Raw genomic sequence first — 20,665 nt, forward strand, 5'->3', positions numbered from 1 at the left:
GATCGGTGTTGCTCGTGGTTGCGCCGCCCCCGCAAATCGGACGATAACAAGCGTCATGAATTCAGTCTTTTCGCGCGCGAAAATTGTCGACCATATTCTGGGCCGCCCTGAGCCGATCGTCGTTATCGAGGCTCCGGCCGGCATGGGCAAGTCTGTTATCCTGCGCCAGATCGCTCAGCAAGGACGGTTCAAGCTGCACGCCGCTGCAGACGCCCCGGACCTTCGCCCGGGTAAGACGGTGTTATGGGACATCCCGCCCCATACAGTCGCGGGCGCATTGCCCGAATTGTTGGTTTCGGGCGAGTGCCGCATCATCATAGCGAAGCGGCCTGAGACGAAATTGCCCGGCCTCTCGCGAGCGCTTGCCTATGGCGCAGCCTATGTGCTCGAGCCGGAGCAATTGCTCCTCTGCGATGAGGAGGCAGCCGAGTTCTTCGGAGCGGACAATGCTGCAGGCATCATGGAGGCTTCCGGCGGTTGGCCGTTGGTTGCGTTTCGCGGCCTCGGTTCGGGCAATCTCTCGGCGTTCCTGCAGTCCGAGTTCCTGGAAACCTTGCCTGATGAGCAACTTGTCGATCTAAAGCTGCTTGCGGGCGGCTCGGACTTGCCGATCCCAATCACCAACCGGCTCTTTCCAATCGCGTCTATTGGTGAGAAGCGCAGGCTGCGATTGCGCGCGCGTGGACTTGGCGACCACCTGACATCAGCGGTCAACGCTGCAATCGCCCAACGCCTGATCACCCCTGCCGGGGCAAACGCCATCGCCGAAGCCTACGCAACCCACGGAAAGCCGGTGGATGCGATCGTCACCTACCAGCAGGTGGGTTTTCACGATAAGGCCTACCAGCATTTCCACCAGGCTGGCGGGCTGTTCTTTCTCTACTACCACGGCCCGGACGCGTTCGACCGGGTGCTCGGTGGCTTCCCTTCGCTATATGCGCATCAAAGCGAAGTTCTGGTCTTGTCGCTCGCCCTGCAGGCGTTGAAGCGTGGCGACATCTCCCGTGCCCGACGGCTGCTGGTCGACCGGTTCGGCGACTTCGCCAATGATTTCGAGGCGGTCTTCAGCCCGCGCTCGATCTTCTCGCGCGAGTTCCGGGAATTCCGCTTCCTGATGCTGATCTACGAAGACTACCAGTTTACCGAGGAAATGCTGAAGGCGCTCTTTGCGATCAATGCGGAGTTTCCGGGCGACGCACATCTGTTCCGCGGCAGCTTCTACAATTCGGTTCTCGAGTTCTACATAAGGCGGCGGCAGTTTGCCGAGGCAGAAGAGGTGGCACAGCGCGCGATGTACCACTACGAGTCGGCCAAGGCACCGATGCTCTGCTTCTATATCAGCTTGCATCAGGCGATGATGGCCTTGATGAAGGGAGATACGGTCACCGCCCGCAAGCACGCGGGACTTGGCGCGAAAAGCCTGTCCGAAGTGCCGTTCGACACTCCAAACGACGTACGCCTGCAGACGCTGCTGGAAGCGTGCATCGAATATGAAGGCGGCCGCGCCGAGCCGCTGGCGCGCTTCCTGAACATCGAGATCGATGATTTCTCCCATGGCGAGATCTGGCCGAGCCTGATGGAATTCACGCTGCTCTACGGTAGCCAAGCCATGGCGACGCATTTCTCGCTGACGGCAGCGCGCGGCTTTCTGGAGCGATGGCGGGTCTACCAGCTTTCCAACCAGGCCTTTCAATCGATGGTCAGCATACGCGAGGCAATCGTTCTTCAGAATGCCAACCGGTGGACGGAAGCCGCCGCAATGCTGAAAACCGTGGAACTGCCGATCAATCGTGAGCGGATGGCGGCCAATCCGGATGCACTTTCACGCCTTCGCGACCGCGACGAAATCGGTCTGGCGCTGGCATGGCTGCGTCAGATCCTCCACGAGCAACCTGATATGCCGCAGTTGCACGACCTCCTCGGGGCCGCCATGGGGAACCTGAACATCACCGATCGCCAGCGATTGTGCATCGCGATCTGGCTGGCGAACCTCCACAAGCGTCGGCAAGACCTGACCAAAGCCCGCGCGGTCCTCCTCAGGCTATTCGAGGACGCAGCAAGGCTCGGCTCCATTGCGCCATTGGCCGAGGAAAAAGTGTTTCTTGCCGAATTGCTCGACAACAAGCGGATCAGCGAATTCCTCTCAGCATCGTCCCCAGCCCGGCAGGTGATCCGAAAGTTGCGCGATAGCGGTCATCTCGCCCGCGCGTCCGGTGTGCGCAGTGAACTGTCACGGCGTGAGAACAAGATACTGGTGATGATATCAGAAGGCGCAGCCAACAAGGCGATCGCCGCCATGCTCGGTGTCAGCGAGGCGACGGTGAAGTTTCACCTCGGCAATGTCTACCGAAAGCTCAACTGCAGGACGCGCCAGGAGGCGATCAGCACGGCACGCGCAGCGGGCATCGTCGGTTGATCCGCCACCAATGGAGAGACGCAGGTCCAGTTCTCTCTAAACTCTCTTTCAAAACCTATACCATTTACGCAAAAACCTAGACCTTCATGACGTTGTCATGACGAAAAACCGCGTGCAATCTCCCCGGGACTTGAAGGGCTATGGTCCCGCAAGCGACCAAGCACGACGGCCCGTCCAGGGTCGCACTGGGAACCCAACCAATCGGGAGACAAGATGAGCAAGCTCAGGATTCTCGCAGCCACCGCCCTGGCCACGACGATGATAGCCGGCACCGCAGGTTTCAGCGCAGCACGGGCCGAAACGGTTGTGACGATGAACACGGTGCAGATTTTCGGCACCATCGATCCGGCAAAGATCTCCGACTACACCGACTACATGGCGGCAGTGAACCTCTATGACGGCCTGATCACGGTCGACTCAAAGGGCAACCTGCTGCCTGAACTGGCCGAGAGCTGGACGGTTTCGTCCGACGCTAAAGAGGTGACCTTCAAGCTGCGCGCGGACGCCCATTTCAGCGACGGCTCACCTGTGACGGCCGCCGACGTCGTCTATTCCGTCGATCGTACGCTGCGGATCAACCAGGGGCCGGCGACCCTTTTCGAGGGCATTCTGAAACCGGGTTCGGTCGTTGCGGTCGATGACAAGACGGTCAAGTTCACGCTGGAAAAGACGTTCTCGCCGTTCCTGACCACGGTGCCGGCCATCTTCATCGTCAATTCGAAGATTGCCAAGGCCAACGAGGGTAGTGACGACGGCCAGACCTATTTTGCATCGCATGTCGCCGGTGCCGGTGCCTATACGCTGAAGGACTGGGATCGCGGCGCGAAGATGACGATCGTTCGCGACAAGAACTACTACAACGGCTTTGGTGAAGGGCCGATCGACGAAGTGCGCTGGATCATCACCAATGACGAAGCTACGGTGCGCTCGCTTGCCGCGTCCGGCGAACTGACCATGTCGAGCCAGTTCCAGTCGCCCGAGACCTACAAGGCGCTCGAAGGCATGGGCCGCTTCAACGTCGTGACCCAGCCGACCACCACGGCCTTCTACCTCAAGCTGAATACCAAGGCTCCGCCGACCGACGACGTCCACATCCGCCGCGCGATTGCGCTCGCGACCGACTACAAGACGATCCGTGAAGTGGTCTTTCCCGGTGGCGAGATGAATGGTCCGCTTCCGTCGGGCTTTGCGGATTTCTATGCCTCGGATCTGCCGGAACAGAAGTATGACCTGGAGGCAGCGAAGGCGGAGATCGCGCAGTCGAAATATGCCGGCCAGGAAATTCCGATCACACTCGGCTATGTCGCCGGAACCAAGTTCGAGGAAGAAATCAGCCTGCTGATGCAGGCCAATCTCGAGCAACTCGGCTTCAAGGTCACCCAGCAGGCCGATCCGTGGAACCGCGTCACGGAAATCGCCTCGAAGGTCGAGACAACACCGGCGGTCAACCAGATCTTCTTTGGCCCGACCTATCCGTCACCGGACTCGATGTTCTACGCACAGTACCACTCCAAGTCGGCCGGCACCTGGATGTCGATGGAGTGGCTGCAGGATCAGACAATCGACAAGCTGATCGACGAAGCCCGCGAGACCGGCGACAGCAAGAAGCAGGCCGAGATCTACAAGGACCTGCAGCACAAGATCGTCGAGATCCAGCCCGACGTGTTCCTGCTGACCCAGAACGTGCAGCATGCGATGGACAAATGCCTGACCGGCTTCAACGCCGTGCCCATGCAGTCCTTCGACTATGACTTCACGCGCTATCACTGGACTTGCAAGTAACAGGAACGACGGATCCCGGCTTCGCATCCATAACCGAAGCCGGGATCGGGCGGGCAACAGCAAGGTAAAGGCCAACAGTTTGCGGCGGCAACGCCAGGCAATGCTATGGCCGATTTCGCAGGCATCCAACAACAAGAGGTCGGTCAGTTGGAGTTCCTTCTCTTCCTCCTTCGGCGCGTGGCATGGTCGCTTCTGGTCCTGGTGGGACTATCGGTGGTGATCTTTGCCATCGCGCGCGGCATGCCCGGCGATCCGGCGCGGCTCGCCCTTGGACCCCGCGCCACGCAGGAGCAGGTGGATCAGCTCTCCCACAGCCTCGGCCTCGATCGGCCGCTCTACGAGCAGTATGGACTGTTCGTCACGGGACTGGCCAAGGGCGACCTGGGCAAATCCCTGCTGACCGAGCGCCCTGTCAACGACGACATCCGCGACACGTTCGCGGCGACCTTCGAACTCGTCCTCTTCACCATCACGATCGCGTTCATTGTCGGCGTGCCGCTTGGCGTCGTCGCGGCTCGGTGGAAGGACAAGTGGCCGGACAATCTGGTGCGGATAGTCGCCATTGTGTCCGCCGTGATGCCGAGCTTCTTCCTGGCGTTGCTGCTGCAGATCCTTGCCGGCTACGTGCTGCATATCCTGCCAACCACCGGTCGCCTGCCGCCGAACATGGTGTTTTCACCTGACATAACCGGCCTGATCACCATCGATTCCATCCTCAAGGGACGGTTCGACGTGTTCGGTGAGGCGATCCGTTATCTGCTCCTGCCGTCAATTGCGCTCGCGGCGGCGACAATGGGCCAGATCGCCCGCATCACCCGCGCGTCAATGATCGACGTATCGAGCCAGGATTACATCGAGGCAGCCCGTGCCTTTGGCGTGCCCGAACGGATCCGGGTCTTCAAATACATGCTGCGGCCGAGTTTCGTGCCACCCATGACGATCATGGGCCTGGAATTCGCCTCCATGATCGGCAACGCCTTTGTCGTCGAGCTGGTCTTCTCCTGGCCTGGCATGGCTGCCTATGGCGTCAGGACGATCATCCAGAAAGACCTGAATGCCGTCATGGGCGTGGTCATCGTCTCCGGCGTATTCTTCGTCGTCGTCAATCTCATCATCGACGTTCTGGTCGGCTTCGTCGATCCCCGCGTCCGCATCCGGGGGCATCGCTGATGGCCAAGCTTGAGACCTTTGTCGCCGAGCCGGCGCGCCTGTCGAATGCCTACCAGAACTGGTACCGCTTCTCGCGCAATCCCACGGCCGTAATCGGCGCAGCGATGGTCATCGTCTCGATCCTCGCGGCCATTTTCGCGCCCTACATCACGCCTCATCCCGAGCATGTCGGCGCGGTCGTCAATTTCAGGGCCCGGCACCTGCCGCCATCGACGGAATACTGGTTTGGGACCGACAACGTGGGGCGCGACATCTTTACCCGCGTGATCTTCGGAATGCGCATATCCCTGCTTCTGGCGCTCGTCGTGCTGGGCACCGCCGTTCCCTTCGGCACGATCATGGGCCTTCTGGCCGGCTACTTCGGCGGCTGGGTCGAAACCGTGATCATGCGTCTCACCGACATCGCGCTTGCCATTCCGCCACTGGTCATGGCGCTCGCAGTCGCGGCCGTGCTCTCGCCGGACCTCATCAATTCCATGCTGGCGATCGCAGCCCTCTGGTGGACCTGGCATACACGCCTGATCTATTCCATCACACGCCAGCTCCGGACGCACGAATTCGTTGAAGCAGCAGAAACACTCGGAGCATCGAAGTTCCACATCCTGTTCCGGGAAATCCTACCCAACTGTGTCTCGGCACTCGCCGTGAAGACATCACTCGATTGCGGCTTTGTCATTCTCGTCGGCGCCTCGCTTTCGTTCCTCGGCCTCGGCATCCAGCCGCCAACGCCCGATCTCGGCACGATGGTTTCGCAAGGATCCGCCTTCCTGCCCGACTACTGGTGGGAATCGATCATGCCCGGCTGCGCGATCCTGTTCATCGCCTTGGGCTTCAACCTGCTGGGCGACGGTCTGCGCGATCTTTTCGATGTTCAGGAGATCAAGTGATGGATGCGCTTCTTTCCGTTCGCGATCTCTCGGTCGAATTCTCGACCTATGGCCGCACCAACAAGGTGCTCCACAAAGTCTCTCTCGACGTGCCTGCCCGTTCGCAGGTGGCGCTGGTCGGCGAAAGCGGCTCGGGCAAAACCGTGACGATGAAGGCGATCATGGGTTTGCTGCGTGAGCCACCCGCGCGGATCACCGGCGGCCGCATCCTCTATGACGGCGCAGATCTTTTGACGATGCCGGCGGCCGAACGGTTGAAGCTGCGCGGCACGGCGATGTCGATGGTCTTCCAGGACCCGATGAGTTCGCTCAATCCTGTTTTCACCATTGCCGACCAGATGGGGACGATTCTGAAATATGCCGACAGGCGCCTCGGGCGCAGCCGTTCCGGCCGCGAGCGGATGGCGCGGGTGCACGAAGTGCTGACGCAGGTGCGCATGCGCGATCCGGAACGCATTTCGGCATCCTATCCGATCCAGCTTTCCGGCGGCATGCGCCAGCGCATCCTGATCGCCATGGCGCTGCTCAGCGAACCGAAACTCCTGATCGCCGATGAACCGGGCACGGCGCTCGACGTCACGACGCAGGCACAGATTCTAAAGCTTCTCAAGGATCTCGTGGAGGAGCGGGGGCTGGCGCTGCTGATGATCACCCACAACCTCGGCGTCGTCCGTGAGACCTCGCAACACGTCTATGTCATGAACAAGGGGGTCGTGGTCGAGCAGGGACCAACGAGCGCCATCTTCGACGCGCCGAGGGACGAATACACGCGCGGCCTGATCGCCGCGGTGCCGCGCCTGACCGGCGGAACCTCGTTCGGCGCACGGGAGCTTGGCGCATGACCCCGATGCTCGAAGTCCGCAACCTCTCCAAGTTCTTCCCGGTACGCAACGCGTTTGGCCGCCAGGTCAGCGAGGTCCGCGCTGTCGACGACGTTTCCTTCTTCGTTCCACGCGGCTCGGTCTATGGCCTTGCCGGTGAAAGCGGCTCGGGCAAATCGACGATCGCCCGCATGATCATGGGCCTCGCGCAGCCGACATCGGGCCAGATCCTGATCGACGGCGAACCTGTGCAAGCCGGCCATGGCGTGAGAACGCACGGCAAGAAAGTGCAGATGGTTTTCCAGAACCCGGGTTCGTCGCTCAATCCGCGTCGGACTGTCGGCCAGTCGATTGCCGTGCCGCTTGACGCGCACGGGCACCCGTCGTCCGATCGCCGCCGGCGTATCGGCGAGTTGCTCGAGATGGTCCAGCTTCCCGCCAATTTTGCCGAGCGTTTTCCGCACGAGCTTTCCGGCGGCCAGAAGCAGCGCGTGGCGATTGCGCGTGCGCTCGCCGTCGTGCCTCGGCTTGTGGTTCTGGACGAGCCGACCTCGGCGCTCGACGTCTCGGTTCAGGCGAGGGTGATCGACCTTCTTGTCGACCTCGGTCGACAGCTCGATCTGACCTTCCTCTTCATTTCACACGATCTCAGCCTGATGCGCAATTTCGCCAGCGAGGTCGGCGTCCTTTATCGCGGCAAGCTCGTCGAGACCGGCTCCACGGCCGATGTCTTCGGCAACCCGCAACATGTCTACACGCAGTTGCTTCTGTCCTCGGTGCCCGTGATCTCGGCCGAGGAGGAGGCGATGCGCCCCAAGATTCCGCTGATCGATGGTGAGATTCCAACGGCCGAGAAGCTCATCGAATTGCGGTCTGGTGGCCACCAGGCAGCAGGTCAGACGTCGAATACCAAACAAGGTTTCAATGAGGAACAACCAAGATGATTAGAATTGGGATCGATGTCGGCGGCACCAATACCGACGCCGTCATCATGGACGGCACGCAGGTGGTGGCCGGCGTGAAGTCCGCAACGACGGCCGATGTCATGAGCGGCGTGGTCAATGCGCTGAGGGACGTGCTGGCGGCATCGGGCATGGCGGCCAGCGCTGTCGACGTCGTGATGATCGGCACCACGCATTTCACCAACGCCGTCGTCCAGCGTCGCGACCTCGCGCAGACCGCGGCCGTGCGTCTCGGCCTGCCCGCGACCTCGTCGCTGCCGCCGATGGTCGACTGGCCCGAGGATCTCAAGACCGCGATCGGCAACCATGCCTATCTCGCCCATGGTGGCAACGAATTCGACGGCCGCGTGATCTCGCCGCTCAACGAGGAAGAACTCCTCGGCATTGCGGCCGACATCAAAGCCAAGGGCATCAATTCGATCGCGATCACCTCGGTCTTCTCGCCGGTTTCCAACGAATTCGAGAAGCGGGCCGGCGAGATCTTCGCCAGTGCGATGCCCGATGCTCATATCACGCTCTCCAGCGAAATCGGCCGCATCGGCCTGCTGGAGCGCGAAAACGCCGCGATCATGAATGCCTGCCTGCGTGATCTTTCTGCACACGTCATCGACGCGTTCCGCAATGCCATTACCGAAGCCGGCATCAAGGGCCGCTTCTTCCTGACGCAGAACGACGGCACGCTCATGGATGCCGCCTTCGCCGAAAAGTTCCCGGTCCTCACTTTTGCATCAGGCCCGACGAATTCCATGCGCGGCGCCGCCTTCCTGTCGGGCGTCCACGACGCGATCGTCGTCGATATCGGGGGCACGACCTCGGATGTGGGCTCGCTGCAGAAGGGCTTCCCGCGCCAGGCAACCGTCGCCGTGGAAGTCGGTGGCGTTCGCACCAACTTCCGCATGCCCGACGTCTTCTCGATCGGCCTTGGCGGCGGTTCGCTGGTGGTCGAAGACGCAGCGGGCCTGAAGATCGGCCCCACCTCGGTCGGCTACCGGATCAAGACGGAAGCCCTGATTTTCGGCGGCGACACGCTGACGACGACGGATATCGCCGTTGCCGCCGGCCATGCCGACCTTGGCGACAAGAGCAAGGTCTCGGGCCTTTCCGGGCAGTTGCTGGAACGCGCACAAAGCAGGATGATCGAAATGCTTGAGGATTGCGTAGAGCGTTCCCGACTGTCGCCGGAACCCTTGCCGGTCATCGTCGTGGGCGGCGGTTCCATTCTGGTCAACGGCCGGATCGGTGGGCTGGACATCATCAAGCCGAGCCACTTCGGCGTCGCAAATGCCGTTGGGGCGGCGATTGCCCAGGTCTCCGGCGAAATCGATCGCGTCTACGCACTGGCCGAAATCGGCCGTGAGCAGGCGCTCAGCGATGCCAAGGCGCGCGCCGTCGATGCTGCCGTCGCCGCGGGTGCCGCGCGCGACAGTGTCGAGATCGTCGATGTGGAGGATGTGCCGCTCGCCTATCTTCCGGGCAACGCAACGCGCGTACGCGTCAAGGCTGTGGGTGAACTCCATGTCTGATTTCAAGCGACTCGAAGAAGCCGACCTGATGCCGCTTGCCCTGGGGGCAGCACTGCTGGGAACCGGCGGTGGCGGCAATCCCTATGTCGGAATGCTGCGGACGCGGGAACTGCTGCGCAAGGGCGCCAAGATCGAGATCATGCCGCTCGAAGCCTTGCCCGATGATGCCTGGGTTGCGGAATGTGGCGGCATCGGTGCGCCTGTCGTGGGCGTCGAGAAGATCGAGGAGGGCGGCGAGTGCCACCGTGCCGTAATGGCCGTCGAGGAAACTATGGGCATCAAGTGCTCAGCGGTGATCTCGGCTGAAATCGGTGGCGCCAATTCGATGGAGCCGATCATCGTCGCCGGCCTAGCCGGCATCCCGGTGGTGGACGGCGACGGCATGGGCCGTGCGTTCCCCGAAGTGCAGATGACCACGTTCTTCATCTACGGGGCCGAACCATCGCCGGCAGCGATTGCCGACGAGAAGGGCAATGTCGTCGTCTTCCGGCATGTCATCGACATGTTCTGGCTGGAAAAATTTGCCCGTGACGTCTCCGTCGACATGGGGGCAGGGGCCGGCTTTGCAACGGCACCGATGCGCGGCGACTTTGTTCGCAGGACCGCAGTTCCCGGAACGGTTACGCAGGCGATCAATATCGGCAACACGGTGTTGCGCGCACGCGCAAAGCATCAGAACGTCGTCGAGAAGATCGTTGAAGAGACCGGCGCCAAGCTGTTCTTCACGGGCAAGATCTCCGACATCGAACGATCGCTGTCCGGCGGTTTTTCGCGCGGCAAGGCGAAGATTTCGGGGATAGGCGAATGGGCTGGTTCGGAGGCTGAAATCGCCATCCAGAACGAGAACCTCGTGTTGTGGGTAGATGGCGTTCCCGTCATCATGGTTCCGGACCTGATCATGAACCTCGAACTGGAAACGGGAGAACCGATTACCACCGAGATGCTGCGCTATGGGCAGCGTGTCGCGGTCATCGGGTTGCCGGTCCACGATCTCATGAAGACGCCAAGAGCGCTTGAAATTGTTGGTCCCAAGGCCTTCGGCTATCCGGACCTCACCTTCAAACCGCTCTGACAGGGGAGAGAGCTATGAAGATCCTGCGCACAGTCTACGCAGAGGACTTGGAAGACATCGCCATCGGCGGCGCCATTCTCGGCACCGGTGGCGGCGGCGACCCCTATGTCGGCAAGCTGATGGCACAACAGGCGATCCGTCAGCATGGACCGGTCAAGATCGTCGATGTCGAAGAACTACCGGACGACGCGCTCGTCGTTCCCGTCTGCATGATGGGCGCACCGACGGTCATGACCGAAAAGCTGCCCCAGGGCGAAGAACTCATCAATGCGTTCCGCCAGCTTGAGCAGTTGATGGGCCGGAAGATCGACGCGGTCCTGTGCGGCGAGGCCGGTGGCGTCAATTCCACGACGCCATTCGTCGTGGCGGCGATGACCGGTCTGCCGCTGGTCGATGGAGATGGCATGGGCCGCGCCTACCCGGAACTCCAGATGGTGACCTTCACTATGCACGGCGTTTCGGCCACACCCATGGTGCTTTGCGACGACAAGGGCAACTCGATCGTGCTCGAGACCGTCAGCAACGCCTGGACCGAGCGGCTCGCCCGCGCGGCGACGGTCGAAATGGGCGGGTCGGCGCTGCTGGCCTTTTATCCGATGAGCGGAGCGGTCGCGAAGAAGGCGGTTGTGCGCGGCACGCTCACCCTTTGTGCCAATCTTGGCCTGACACTTCGCCAGGCACGCGCGCAGCATGCCGACCCGGTCGATGCCATCGTCGAAATGCTGGGCGCGAAAGTGATTTTCCATGGCCGCGTGCGCGACATCGATCGTCGAACGGTAGGGGGCTTCGCGCGTGGATCGGCTCGGTTCGACGGCGTGGAGGATTGGCGTGGCCACAGCTTCAAGCTCGACTTCCAGAACGAGTTTCTGATGGCCGAGCGCGATGGCGAGATCCTGGTGACAACACCTGAGCTCATCACGCTTCTCGAGGCAGACAGCGGCAATCCTGTCACGGCCGATGCCTTGAAATATGGGCTGAGGCTGGTGGCGCTGGCTTTCCCCTGCAACGAGCAATGGCGCACCCCCGAAGGTATCGCGCTCGTCGGACCACGCTACTTCGGTTACGACATCGACTACACGCCGTTCGATTTCGCCTGAGACGCCGCGGCCCGTAGCCCCTTCAAGCCATAGGCAGGCCAGTTCACGCTAGCGCGAACTGGCCTGTTCCGCGTCATATGCTAAGGAGTTCCTCGGTCGTGCTACCGGTATAGTCGTCGGCATAGCTGAATGGCGAAGCCAATGCCTTCTGAATGGCCGAGGTGAACTGCTCTTCCGTCAGGGAGCCACTGCTCTCGGTGTCGAGGCTTTCGAACAAGTCGGACGCCTGCGGCTCACTCATGTCATCAGGCCGCGCAGCAACGAACTCAGCTTCGCTGACCGTACCGTCGCCATCGGTGTCAAGCGCCGAAAACGCTTCCGACAGGTCATCGTCGCTTGGCATCGGCGGCGGTGGAGGCGGCTGTGAAGGGCGCTGCATGAGCTCGGCCAAAGCGTCGGTCGACAGCGATCCGGTGCCTTCCGTGTCAAAACTCGAAAACAGGGCGGACGCCTGCTCTTCGCTGACGTCAGACGGCCGCGCGGCAACGAATTCCGCCGCGGTGATGCTGCCGTCACCGTCAGTATCCATTGAAGAGATCATGTCCTGCTGAGGATTGCTCTCGGAATTGCTGGTGTCGGTCGATCCACCGCTCTGCAGGTTGAGAATGAGCGACATCAGCTGCGAAATCAGTGTCGCGGCGGCATTGGAATAATCGGTATCGCTGTCATCGGTGCTCGAGGATGTCGAACTGCTGCAACCAGTATTCGACGACAACAGCGACGAGACGGAATCGGAACTATCGGTCGAACTCGTGGACGTCGTCAGGTACTGGCGGTAACTGCTACTTGATACGGATGAGATGCTTGTCACGGGGGGCGCTCCGGCAAAGGCGTGAGAAGGACATGCGTCGAATGGTTCGCCGACGCGACAACAGCACCAATTCATCGGTGAACGCTTAAGTATTTACGAGAACCATCAGTACTGTAATTAATCACGACGCAAGCTTGTGCGAACATTGCGACGCGCTGGACAGCGATTGCCCCAATCCAATGCACAGTTCACAAGGCTATGCGACGTCGCTGATGCCATGAGCACTAAACCGATACCGCGCGCGAAAAGCCCTTTCACTGCTTGATTCTTGAGCCATGCCGCGACCGCCGCCTGGCGCCGCTGAGAGCTGGCCTCACCACAAATAATTTTACGCGCAAATATTTTAAAGTTGACGCGCGCAAAGTTTGATGATGAATAGGCGACGTCGGTTGGCGAGGAGGCCGCCAATGTCGACGGTCTGCCAACTGGCCTCATTCAAACTTCCGGGAGGAAATCTTGCTCATTTCTCGTTTCGCAAAGTCGCTTTTGGTATCCGCCGCATTCGTGATTGCTGCCGCCGGCGCCCATGCCGAAGGCATCGGCGCGTCCCTGTTGACGCAGCAGCATCCGTTCTACAACGAACTCGCCAAGGCGATGACGGCAGAAGCGAAAGCCAAGAACGTTCCGCTCGAAATCTCGATCGCCAATCAGGATCTCAACAAGCAGCTCGCCGACATCGAAGACTTCATCGTCAAGGGCGTCGATGTCATCGTCATGTCTCCGGTTGACAGCAAGGGCGCGCTCGCTGCCGTCATGCGCGCGCAGGCCGCTGGGATCAAGGTCATCACGGTCGACGTTCCGGTCGAAGGCGCCCAGGTTGCTTCCTACATCGGCACCGACAACTATGCAGGTGGCGTGAAGGCTGGCGAACTGATGGCCGAGCAGCTCGGCAACAAGGGCAACGTAGCGATCATCGACTATCCGCTGGTCCAGTCCGTCGTCAACCGCGTCAACGGCTTCAAGGAAGCCATTGCCAAGCACCCCGACATGAAGATCGTGTCGATCCAGACCGGCATCACGCGCGCTGAAGCGCTTGCCGTCGCACAGAACATGCTGCAGGCAAATCCCGACATCAACGGCATCTTCGGCTTCGGCGACGACGCAGCGCTTGCCGCCGCTGTCGCAGTCAAGTCCGCCAACCTGTCGGGCAAGGTAAAGGTCATCGGCTTCGATGGCATGCCTGAAGCGCTCGGCGCCGTGGACAAGGATCCCGACATGGTCGGCGTCATCCAGCAGTTCCCCGATCAGATGGGCAAGCTGGCTGTTGACACCGCGATCAAGGTTTCGGCCGGCGAAACGGTTCCCGCCGAGCAGCCGATCGTCCCAGGTGTCTACACCAAGAAGTAAGTCTGTCGTTTAAACGCCCTCCCAAGGCGCCTCGCTCAAGGGCGAGGACTGCTTGCCCCGGCGGCTTGCTCACCCGAGCCAGGCCGCCGGGAAGCAGGTGAAAGGTGATGACATGGATAATACCGGCGATGCCGCCATTCTTGAGATCAAGAATGTAACGAAAGTCTTCGGCGCGGTGACTGCGCTGAAAAACATGCAGCTGACGGTTCGGCCCGGGCGCGTTCATACGATTCTCGGCGAAAACGGCGCCGGCAAGTCGACCCTGATGAAGATACTTGCAGGTGTCTACCAGCCGACCACGGGCGACATCAGGCTTGATGGCAAGCCCTATGCGCCGGCCAATCCCCAGGATGCGGCAAAGGCCGGCCTCACGATCGTGTTCCAGGAACTCAGCCTGTGCAACAACCTGACGGTTGCCGAGAATATCCTGGCGACACGCGAGCCTTCCAAGGCTGGCTTCATCAACGACAAGGCACTGGCACGCCGAGCAGCAGCGATCGTTGCGGACCTCAAGTTGCCCGTCTCGGTCGGCGACAAGGTGGGGGATCTCTCGATTGCCCAAAGACAGCTTGTAGAAATCGCCAAGGGTCTCAGCGTCGATGCCAAGGTCGTCATCCTCGACGAGCCCACATCATCATTGAGCGATAGCGAAGCCGAGATCCTGTTCGACATCATCGCGCGGCTGAAAGCGCGCGGCGTGGCGATCATCTACATCTCGCACCGCATGGAAGAAATCATGCGGCTAAGCGATGACATCACCGTCGTTCGCGATGGCAGCTACATCACGACGCGCGAAAAGAAGGACGCAACCATCGAGGCGCTGATTGCGATGATGGTCGGTCGCGACATGAACGAGATCTACCCGCCTCGCGACGTGCCCGCGCCGGAGCAGACCGCGCCGGCCGTTCTTGCGGTCAAGAACCTGTCGCGCTCGGAAGAATTCGAAAACATCTCCTTCGAAGTGCGAGCCGGGGAAATCGTCGGCTTCTTCGGCCTGATCGGGTCCGGCCGCTCCGAGGTCATGAACGCCATCTTCGGCATGGAGCAGATTTCGGGCGGTTCCGTCGCTATCGACGGCGTTGAGATCGACATTGGCTCGCCCGTCGAGGCGATCAATCGCGGCATCGGCTTCGTGACCGAAAATCGCAAGGAAGAGGGGCTGGTCCTCAGCCACAGCGTCGAGGCCAATATTTCGATGGTGGCGCTGAAGCACTATGCGAACCCGCTTGGCTTCCTCAAGCGGAGAAGCGAACGCAACGCGGCTCTGGACGAGGTGAAACGCCTGGCGATCAAGACGGCTTCGCTTGATACCGCCGCAGGATCCCTTTCGGGCGGCAATCAGCAGAAGATCGTGCTGGCCAAGTGGCTGCTCACGAAACCCAAGATTCTGATCCTCGACGAACCGACGCGCGGCGTCGATGTCGGGGCGAAATTCGAAATCTACAAGATCATTCGCCAACTGGCGGCGCAGGGCACCGCGATCGTGCTCATTTCCTCCGAACTTCCTGAGATCATCGGCATGAGCGACCGCGTCGTCGTCATGAGCGAGGGTCGCACGACGGCGACAATGTCGCGCGACCAGATTTCTCCGGAGACCATCATGAGCTTTGCGACGGGAGTTGTATCATGAGCGAGAAGACTGCAGCCAACGCTGCCTTTGTGAAAGTGATGAAGCAGTATGGCGGCATATTCCTGTCGCTGATTGTCCTGTGCATCATCTTCTCCGTCATGAACCCGCGGTTCATGTCGGTTGCCAATTTCCTCAACGTGCTACAACAGGTGGCTGTCATCGCCATTGCCGCTTTCGGCATGACCTGGGTGATCCTGCTCGGTGAAATCGACCTGTCGATCGGCTCGATCATCGCACTCGCGGGCATGGTCGCAGCTCAGTGTTTCGCCTTCGGGTTCGGCTTCCTGCCGACTTTCGTGCTGACCCTTATCGCCGGCGCCGTCCTAGGTCTGGCCAATGGCGTGCTGACCGCAAAGTTCCTGCTGCCCTCATTCATCGTCACGGTCGCGACGATGGGTATCTATCGCGGTCTCGTCAGCCTGCCGACCAACGGTGCGCCTGCGATGATCACCGATGCGACATGGACGGCAATCGGCACGCAGAGCTTTGTCGGCATCCCGATCGTCATCTGGTTCGTGGCCGTCTTGTTTGTCTTCAATCACGTGCTGCTCAGCAAGACGACCTTCGGTCGCCGTGCCTACCTCACCGGTGGCAACCGCGAGGCCGCGCTCTACTCCGGTATCAAGGTCGATCGCCTGAAGATCATCATCTTCATGATTTCCGGCGTCATGGCTGCCATCAGCGGCATCCTCCTGTCGTCGCGCCTGTTCTCCGCCCAGACCAATGCCGGCATGAGCTACGAACTGGACGCGATCGCCGCGGCGGTCCTCGGCGGCACGAGCCTTTCGGGTGGCGTCGGCACGATGATCGGCACGCTGATCGGCGCACTGATCATTGGCGTGCTCAACAACGGCATGAACATGCTGTCGGTGCCGTATTTCTACCAGCTCATCGTCAAGGGCGTGGTCATCCTCATTGCCGTCGGGCTCGACGTCCGCGCCAAGCGGGCCAAGCAGTAATTTCAATCCAAGCGGTATTTCCATGTCGAAAATCCTGACCATCGGCGAGATCCTCGTCGAGATCATCGCCACGAACCGCGGCAACGGCTTTCGCGAAGCCGTTCCGCTGATCGGTCCCTTTCCGTCTGGCGCGCCGGCGATCTTCATCGATCAGGTCGGCAAGCTTGAACAGGACTGTGCCATCATCTCGCGCGTCGGCGACGATGATTTCGGCTGGGTGAATATCGACCGCCTGACCACCGATGGCGTCGATGTCTCCGGCATCGACGTTGTGCCGCAGGGCACAACCGGCAGCGCCTTCGTGCGATATCGCGAAGACGGAAGCCGCGCCTTCGTCTTCAATATCCGTCACAGCGCCTGTGGGGTGATCGATCTCTCGGACAAGATGCTCGCACTCATCGACAGCTGCACGCACATGCACGTCATGGGGACGGCGCTTTATGCCCCAAGTGTTGTCGCAAGCATCCTGACGGCCGTTGAACGCATCAAGGGTGCCGGCGGCACCGTGTCCTTCGATCCGAACCTGCGGCCGGAGATCCTCGACAGCCCCGGCATGCGCGAGGCCCTGCAGACCGTTCTGTCGAAGACGGACCTTTTCATGCCGAGCGGCGAGGAGCTGTTCCTGTTTGCCGAGGCAAAGACCGAGGCGGATGCCGTTGCCGAACTCCTTGCCAAGGGGATCAAGGCGATCGTCGTCAAGCGCGGCGCCAAGGGTGCCACCTACTTCGACAGCAAGACGACATTGAGCCTTGATGGCTTCGAGGTCGAAGAGGTCGATCCGACAGGAGCAGGAGACTGCTTCGGCGCGACCTTCGTCACCTTCTGGCTGCGCGGCGCGAGCCCGGCCGATGCGCTTCTCTACGCCAACGCCTCGGGCGCCCGTGCCGTCACCAGGGCCGGGCCGATGGAAGGCGCGTCCACCAAGGCGGAACTCGATTCCCTGATCAAACTGCAAGGTAAGGCCTGACATGCAACAGAGCTATCTCTCGGACATCGCATCGTGGCGCCAGCGCGCCGGCTCAAAGGGAATTCCGTCGATCTGCTCGGCGCATCCTGTTGTGATCGAAGCGTCGATGTTGCACGCATTGCGCCGCGGCGAATATCTCCTCGTCGAAGCGACTTGCAACCAGGTCAACCAGGACGGTGGCTATACCGGCATGACGCCAGCCGATTTTCGCGCCTTCGTTGAGAAGATCGCGGCCAAGACCGGCTTTCCGCTTGAGAAGCTTATCCTTGGCGGCGACCATCTTGGGCCCAACCCATGGAAGAGCCTGCCCGCAAGCGAAGCGATGGAAAAGGCCAAGGTGATGATCAAGGCCTATGCCGAGGCCGGCTTCACAAAACTCCATCTCGACACCAGCATGGGATGCGCCGGTGAGCCCGTCGCCCTTCCGGATGTCTTGACCGCCGAACGCGCCGCCAGCCTGGCTGCTGTTGCCGAAGCCGCGCTTGACGGCTCTGCCGGCATCAAGCCGGTCTACATCGTCGGCACCGAGGTACCGATCCCGGGCGGTGCCATGGAAGAACTCGAGGTTCTCGAAGTCACCAAGCCGGACGCGGCACGCGAAACCATTGCCGTGCATCGCAAGGCATTCGAAGCAGCCGGCGTCGGATCGGCATTCTCGCGCGTCGTCGCGGCGGTCGTCCAGCCGGGTGTCGAATTCGGCAACGAGAACGTCATCGCCTATGAGCCGGAAGCGGCCCGCGCACTCAGCGCGACGCTGTCAGATGTGCCAGGATTGGTATTCGAAGCGCATTCGACCGACTATCAGACGCAGGCAGCGCTGCGCCAGCTCGTGCTCGACGGCTTTGCCATCCTCAAGGTCGGGCCCGGGCTTACCTTTGCCCTTCGCGAAGCACTCTACGGCCTCGATCAGATCGCCGCCTTCCTGTTCCCTGGCAAGCGCAAGGAAACACTCGTTTCGATCATCGAGCGCGTATTGACGCAGGAGCCGGGGAATTGGCAGAAATACTATCACGGCTCCATGGATGAACAGCACCTGCAGCGCCATTTCAGCTACAGCGACCGTATCCGCTACTACTGGCCGCACCCGGAAATCAATGCCGCAGTCAGCGAGCTCCTCGCCATTCTTGAGGGCGTCGAGATCCCCGAAACCTTGATCAGCCAGTACCTGCAGGGCAACTATCCCGCCGTGCGCGACGGCCGGGTGAAGCCACAGGCCCAGGATCTGGCGCTCGCCGCCGTCGACCGCGTCCTCGACGACTACTTCACAGCCTGCCGCGCCTGATCGGACGCGGCTTGCGCCTTGCCAGAAGTTTTGGTTGATAACTCGAATAGTTTAAATCGATTGACACGGGGGTGGACGCGAATTTGTCAGATAAACCCATCAGAACTATGGAAGACTTCTCCGAGTTTGTGGGCTTGTCGCGCCCGACGGTCTCGAAGTACTTCAGCGATCCGGCGTCTGTCCGGCGGAAGACCCGTGACATCATCGAGGCTGCACTCAAGCAGAGTGGGTTTCGACCCAACCTCTTTGCGGTAAACCTCAACCGCAGACGCAGCAACATCATCGGGATCATCATCCCGAATTCGACCGATCCATTCTACATGGCCCTGACCCGGCGCGTGGAGCTGATTGCGAATGCCGCCGGTTTTCTCGCCTTCGTGCTGTCTTCCGACGGCAACGCGGAGATGGAGGCGCGCGCCATCGAGACGCTGAAGTCGATGAACGTCGCCGGTGCCATCATTGCCCCGCTGGGCGTGCAATCCCAGCACAAGACGCTGCTCTCGCTCTCTGCCTCGATCCCGCTCATCTTCGTCGATTCACCCCTGGATGATGTTTCGCCCTTTGTCGGCACCAACAATCGCCAGAGCTTCCAGCTGATCGTCGACTACCTGTGTCGCTCTGGCGAACCGCCCTGCTATCTCGGCATGCCGCCGGTAAACACCAATGCCGTCACGCGCGCCTCGGCTTATGGGGAGGCCATGTCGCAGCTGCGAATGGAGCCCATCGTGCTTCCGATCGGCAAACCAACGGACTGGGACTTCGAGAAGTTCGGCTATGAGGAGACGACCCGCATCCTCCAGGGCGGCGGCTTCCCGACATCGACGGTGTTGTGCGCAAACGATCGCATCGCCTTCGGAGCCATTTCGGCAGCCTATCATGCAGGGATAAAGGTCGGCCGGGCGGCCGGCAGCCAACTTCGGATAGCCGGGCACGACGATCACCCATTGTCGCGCTATGCCTGCCCACCGATCACCACCGTCGCCCAGAGCTACAATGAGATCGGTCGCATCGCCATGCAGCTGCTCTTGCGGAAGCTTGGCGAAGAGGATGACGAAACCAGCGGCTCGGCGCTCGATGAGCAGGTGCTGCTGAACGCAGAGATCATCCTGCGCGAATCGGCATAAGGCCGCTGCCCGCGAAGCGGGCACCGGCACCATTTCAGAAAAGTGAGTTGACGCCGCCGACGCTGCGTTAGCGGAAGGTATAGCCGCCGTCGCAGAAGAGCGTGCTGCCGGTGACATTGGTATTGTCGAGAAGGAACAGCGCGGCGTGCGCCTGTTCTTCCGACGTCGCCGGTCGCCCGACAATGCAAAGCTTCTTCCAGTAGTCATATGCCGGTTCGCGGACGCTATCGGGCCGATTGCGCCAGAGCTCGCTGTCCGTGGTCCCCGGGGAAAGGCAATTGACCCTGATCGGGTTGAGCTCGATCGCCAGACCCCGCGCAAGTCCTTCCAGCGCCGAATTGCAGGCGGCGTAGGCCGGTGCGCCGATCGGCCGAACGGAGGCAGCACCAGACATGAGGACGACCGATGCCTCCGGCAGGAGATGCCGAAGGGCTGCGTGCACCGCCCAGTACTGGCCCCAGAATTTCGCCTTGAACAACCCCTCGCTTGTTTCCAGGTCGCCGTCGGCAAAGCTGCCGGTCGCATAGGACGCGGCCGGGGTAAAAAGACCTGACAGGGCTGGCCCTTCGGAGAAGAAGCGCTGCAGCGATGAACGGTCGGTGATGTCGACGGTGACGCCGGAGGCGTTCGGCCCCAGCGCCGTCAGTGCTTGGCCAAGACGCTCGGGGGAACGTCCGCCAAGGACGACGCGATCGCCTCGATCGACAAGATTGCGGGCGAGGGCAAATCCGATACCGGACGTTCCCCCGATGATGGCATAGGTACGATTGTTGTTCATGCTCTCAACCTAACAAGGCCCAGGCTTCCGCAAAAAC

At 61.0% G+C, this 20,665-nt stretch carries 17 protein-coding genes; 15 read left to right on the forward strand and 2 right to left on the reverse strand.

What is annotated here, in order from left to right:
- Positions 1-55: 55 nt before the first annotated feature.
- The 9 genes from QTL94_RS08645 (at position 56) to QTL94_RS08685 (ending at position 11,730) form a co-directional block, all read left to right on the forward strand.
- On the forward strand, positions 56-2,416 hold the full coding sequence (locus tag QTL94_RS08645; RefSeq protein ID WP_065692702.1) for a response regulator transcription factor: 2,361 nt from the start codon (positions 56-58) through the stop codon (positions 2,414-2,416).
- A 213-nt stretch (positions 2,417-2,629) separates the two neighbouring features.
- The gene (locus QTL94_RS08650) at positions 2,630-4,198 is read left to right on the forward strand and encodes an ABC transporter substrate-binding protein (RefSeq protein ID WP_289801245.1); all 1,569 of its coding nucleotides are present in this window, start codon (positions 2,630-2,632) and stop codon (positions 4,196-4,198) included.
- Between the two features lie 105 nt (positions 4,199-4,303).
- Positions 4,304-5,368, forward strand: coding sequence for an ABC transporter permease (locus QTL94_RS08655; protein WP_198928726.1), 1,065 nt, complete (start codon positions 4,304-4,306; stop codon positions 5,366-5,368).
- A complete protein-coding gene (locus QTL94_RS08660; protein WP_289801246.1) occupies positions 5,368-6,255 on the forward strand; it encodes an ABC transporter permease in 888 nt (295 codons plus the stop codon). Before QTL94_RS08655 ends, QTL94_RS08660 begins: the two co-directional genes overlap by 1 nt.
- Positions 6,255-7,097 (forward strand): ABC transporter ATP-binding protein, encoded by an 843-nt coding sequence (locus QTL94_RS08665; RefSeq protein ID WP_065692699.1) that lies wholly within the window; start codon positions 6,255-6,257, stop codon positions 7,095-7,097. The genes QTL94_RS08660 and QTL94_RS08665 overlap by 1 nt, the downstream gene beginning before the upstream one ends.
- On the forward strand, positions 7,094-8,020 hold the full coding sequence (locus QTL94_RS08670; protein ID WP_065692698.1) for an ATP-binding cassette domain-containing protein: 927 nt from the start codon (positions 7,094-7,096) through the stop codon (positions 8,018-8,020). Before QTL94_RS08665 ends, QTL94_RS08670 begins: the two co-directional genes overlap by 4 nt.
- On the forward strand, positions 8,017-9,561 hold the full coding sequence (locus QTL94_RS08675) for a hydantoinase/oxoprolinase N-terminal domain-containing protein (protein WP_065692697.1): 1,545 nt from the start codon (positions 8,017-8,019) through the stop codon (positions 9,559-9,561). Before QTL94_RS08670 ends, QTL94_RS08675 begins: the two co-directional genes overlap by 4 nt.
- On the forward strand, positions 9,554-10,633 hold the full coding sequence (locus QTL94_RS08680; RefSeq protein ID WP_065692696.1) for an S-methyl thiohydantoin desulfurase family protein: 1,080 nt from the start codon (positions 9,554-9,556) through the stop codon (positions 10,631-10,633). Before QTL94_RS08675 ends, QTL94_RS08680 begins: the two co-directional genes overlap by 8 nt.
- Before the next feature lie 14 nt (positions 10,634-10,647).
- Positions 10,648-11,730, forward strand: a complete 1,083-nt coding sequence (locus QTL94_RS08685) for an S-methyl thiohydantoin desulfurase family protein (protein WP_289801247.1) — start codon at positions 10,648-10,650, stop codon at positions 11,728-11,730.
- Between the two features lie 73 nt (positions 11,731-11,803).
- Here the strand turns inward: QTL94_RS08685 and QTL94_RS08690 are convergent, their stop codons facing one another.
- Positions 11,804-12,541 carry an EF-hand domain-containing protein gene (locus QTL94_RS08690; protein ID WP_113522793.1) on the reverse strand — a complete coding sequence of 246 codons (738 nt, stop codon included), beginning with the start codon at positions 12,539-12,541 and terminating at the stop codon, positions 11,804-11,806.
- A gap of 462 nt (positions 12,542-13,003) precedes the next feature.
- Here QTL94_RS08690 and QTL94_RS08695 point away from each other — a divergent pair, with 462 nt between their 5' ends.
- The 6 genes from QTL94_RS08695 to QTL94_RS08720 all read left to right on the forward strand — a co-directional run bounded on the left by QTL94_RS08695 (position 13,004) and on the right by QTL94_RS08720 (position 19,850).
- Entirely contained in the window at positions 13,004-13,888 is an 885-nt protein-coding gene (locus QTL94_RS08695) for a substrate-binding domain-containing protein (RefSeq protein ID WP_502944113.1), read from the forward strand.
- Between the two features lie 112 nt (positions 13,889-14,000).
- Entirely contained in the window at positions 14,001-15,518 is a 1,518-nt protein-coding gene (locus tag QTL94_RS08700) for a sugar ABC transporter ATP-binding protein (protein ID WP_289801248.1), read from the forward strand.
- Complete coding sequence (locus QTL94_RS08705) at positions 15,515-16,477, forward strand: ABC transporter permease (RefSeq protein WP_289801249.1); 963 nt, start codon at positions 15,515-15,517, stop codon at positions 16,475-16,477. The genes QTL94_RS08700 and QTL94_RS08705 overlap by 4 nt, the downstream gene beginning before the upstream one ends.
- A gap of 22 nt (positions 16,478-16,499) precedes the next feature.
- Entirely contained in the window at positions 16,500-17,444 is a 945-nt protein-coding gene (locus tag QTL94_RS08710; protein ID WP_065692690.1) for a tagatose kinase, read from the forward strand.
- A gap of 1 nt (position 17,445) precedes the next feature.
- The gene (locus QTL94_RS08715) at positions 17,446-18,726 is read left to right on the forward strand and encodes a D-tagatose-bisphosphate aldolase, class II, non-catalytic subunit (protein ID WP_065692689.1); all 1,281 of its coding nucleotides are present in this window, start codon (positions 17,446-17,448) and stop codon (positions 18,724-18,726) included.
- Between the two features lie 107 nt (positions 18,727-18,833).
- Positions 18,834-19,850, forward strand: a complete 1,017-nt coding sequence (locus QTL94_RS08720) for a LacI family DNA-binding transcriptional regulator (protein WP_065692688.1) — start codon at positions 18,834-18,836, stop codon at positions 19,848-19,850.
- Between the two features lie 67 nt (positions 19,851-19,917).
- Here the strand turns inward: QTL94_RS08720 and QTL94_RS08725 are convergent, their stop codons facing one another.
- Positions 19,918-20,628: an SDR family oxidoreductase gene (locus QTL94_RS08725; protein WP_065692687.1), complete on the reverse strand. Its 711-nt coding sequence runs from the start codon at positions 20,626-20,628 to the stop codon at positions 19,918-19,920.
- Positions 20,629-20,665: the final 37 nt, after the last annotated feature.

It is taken from the genome of Rhizobium sp. S96 (assembly GCF_030382195.1).
Taxonomy (GTDB): domain Bacteria; phylum Pseudomonadota; class Alphaproteobacteria; order Rhizobiales; family Rhizobiaceae; genus Rhizobium.

Bases quoted from the DNA above. Each gene is read 5' to 3' on its own strand.
- QTL94_RS08715 (WP_065692689.1), top strand. From the start codon at position 17,446: ATGCAACAGAGCTATCTCTCGGACATCGCATCGTGGCGCCAGCGCGCC.
- QTL94_RS08670 (WP_065692698.1), top strand. From the start codon at position 7,094: ATGACCCCGATGCTCGAAGTCCGCAACCTCTCCAAGTTCTTCCCGGTA.
- QTL94_RS08710 (WP_065692690.1), top strand. From the start codon at position 16,500: ATGTCGAAAATCCTGACCATCGGCGAGATCCTCGTCGAGATCATCGCC.
- QTL94_RS08665 (WP_065692699.1), top strand. From the start codon at position 6,255: ATGGATGCGCTTCTTTCCGTTCGCGATCTCTCGGTCGAATTCTCGACC.
- QTL94_RS08685 (WP_289801247.1), top strand. From the start codon at position 10,648: ATGAAGATCCTGCGCACAGTCTACGCAGAGGACTTGGAAGACATCGCC.
- QTL94_RS08705 (WP_289801249.1), top strand. From the start codon at position 15,515: ATGAGCGAGAAGACTGCAGCCAACGCTGCCTTTGTGAAAGTGATGAAG.
- QTL94_RS08650 (WP_289801245.1), top strand. From the start codon at position 2,630: ATGAGCAAGCTCAGGATTCTCGCAGCCACCGCCCTGGCCACGACGATG.
- QTL94_RS08700 (WP_289801248.1), top strand. From the start codon at position 14,001: ATGGATAATACCGGCGATGCCGCCATTCTTGAGATCAAGAATGTAACG.
- QTL94_RS08720 (WP_065692688.1), top strand. From the start codon at position 18,834: ATGGAAGACTTCTCCGAGTTTGTGGGCTTGTCGCGCCCGACGGTCTCG.
- QTL94_RS08645 (WP_065692702.1), top strand. From the start codon at position 56: ATGAATTCAGTCTTTTCGCGCGCGAAAATTGTCGACCATATTCTGGGC.
- QTL94_RS08660 (WP_289801246.1), top strand. From the start codon at position 5,368: ATGGCCAAGCTTGAGACCTTTGTCGCCGAGCCGGCGCGCCTGTCGAAT.
- QTL94_RS08675 (WP_065692697.1), top strand. From the start codon at position 8,017: ATGATTAGAATTGGGATCGATGTCGGCGGCACCAATACCGACGCCGTC.
- QTL94_RS08655 (WP_198928726.1), top strand. From the start codon at position 4,304: ATGGCCGATTTCGCAGGCATCCAACAACAAGAGGTCGGTCAGTTGGAG.
- QTL94_RS08725 (WP_065692687.1), bottom strand. From the start codon at position 20,628: ATGAACAACAATCGTACCTATGCCATCATCGGGGGAACGTCCGGTATC.
- QTL94_RS08680 (WP_065692696.1), top strand. From the start codon at position 9,554: ATGTCTGATTTCAAGCGACTCGAAGAAGCCGACCTGATGCCGCTTGCC.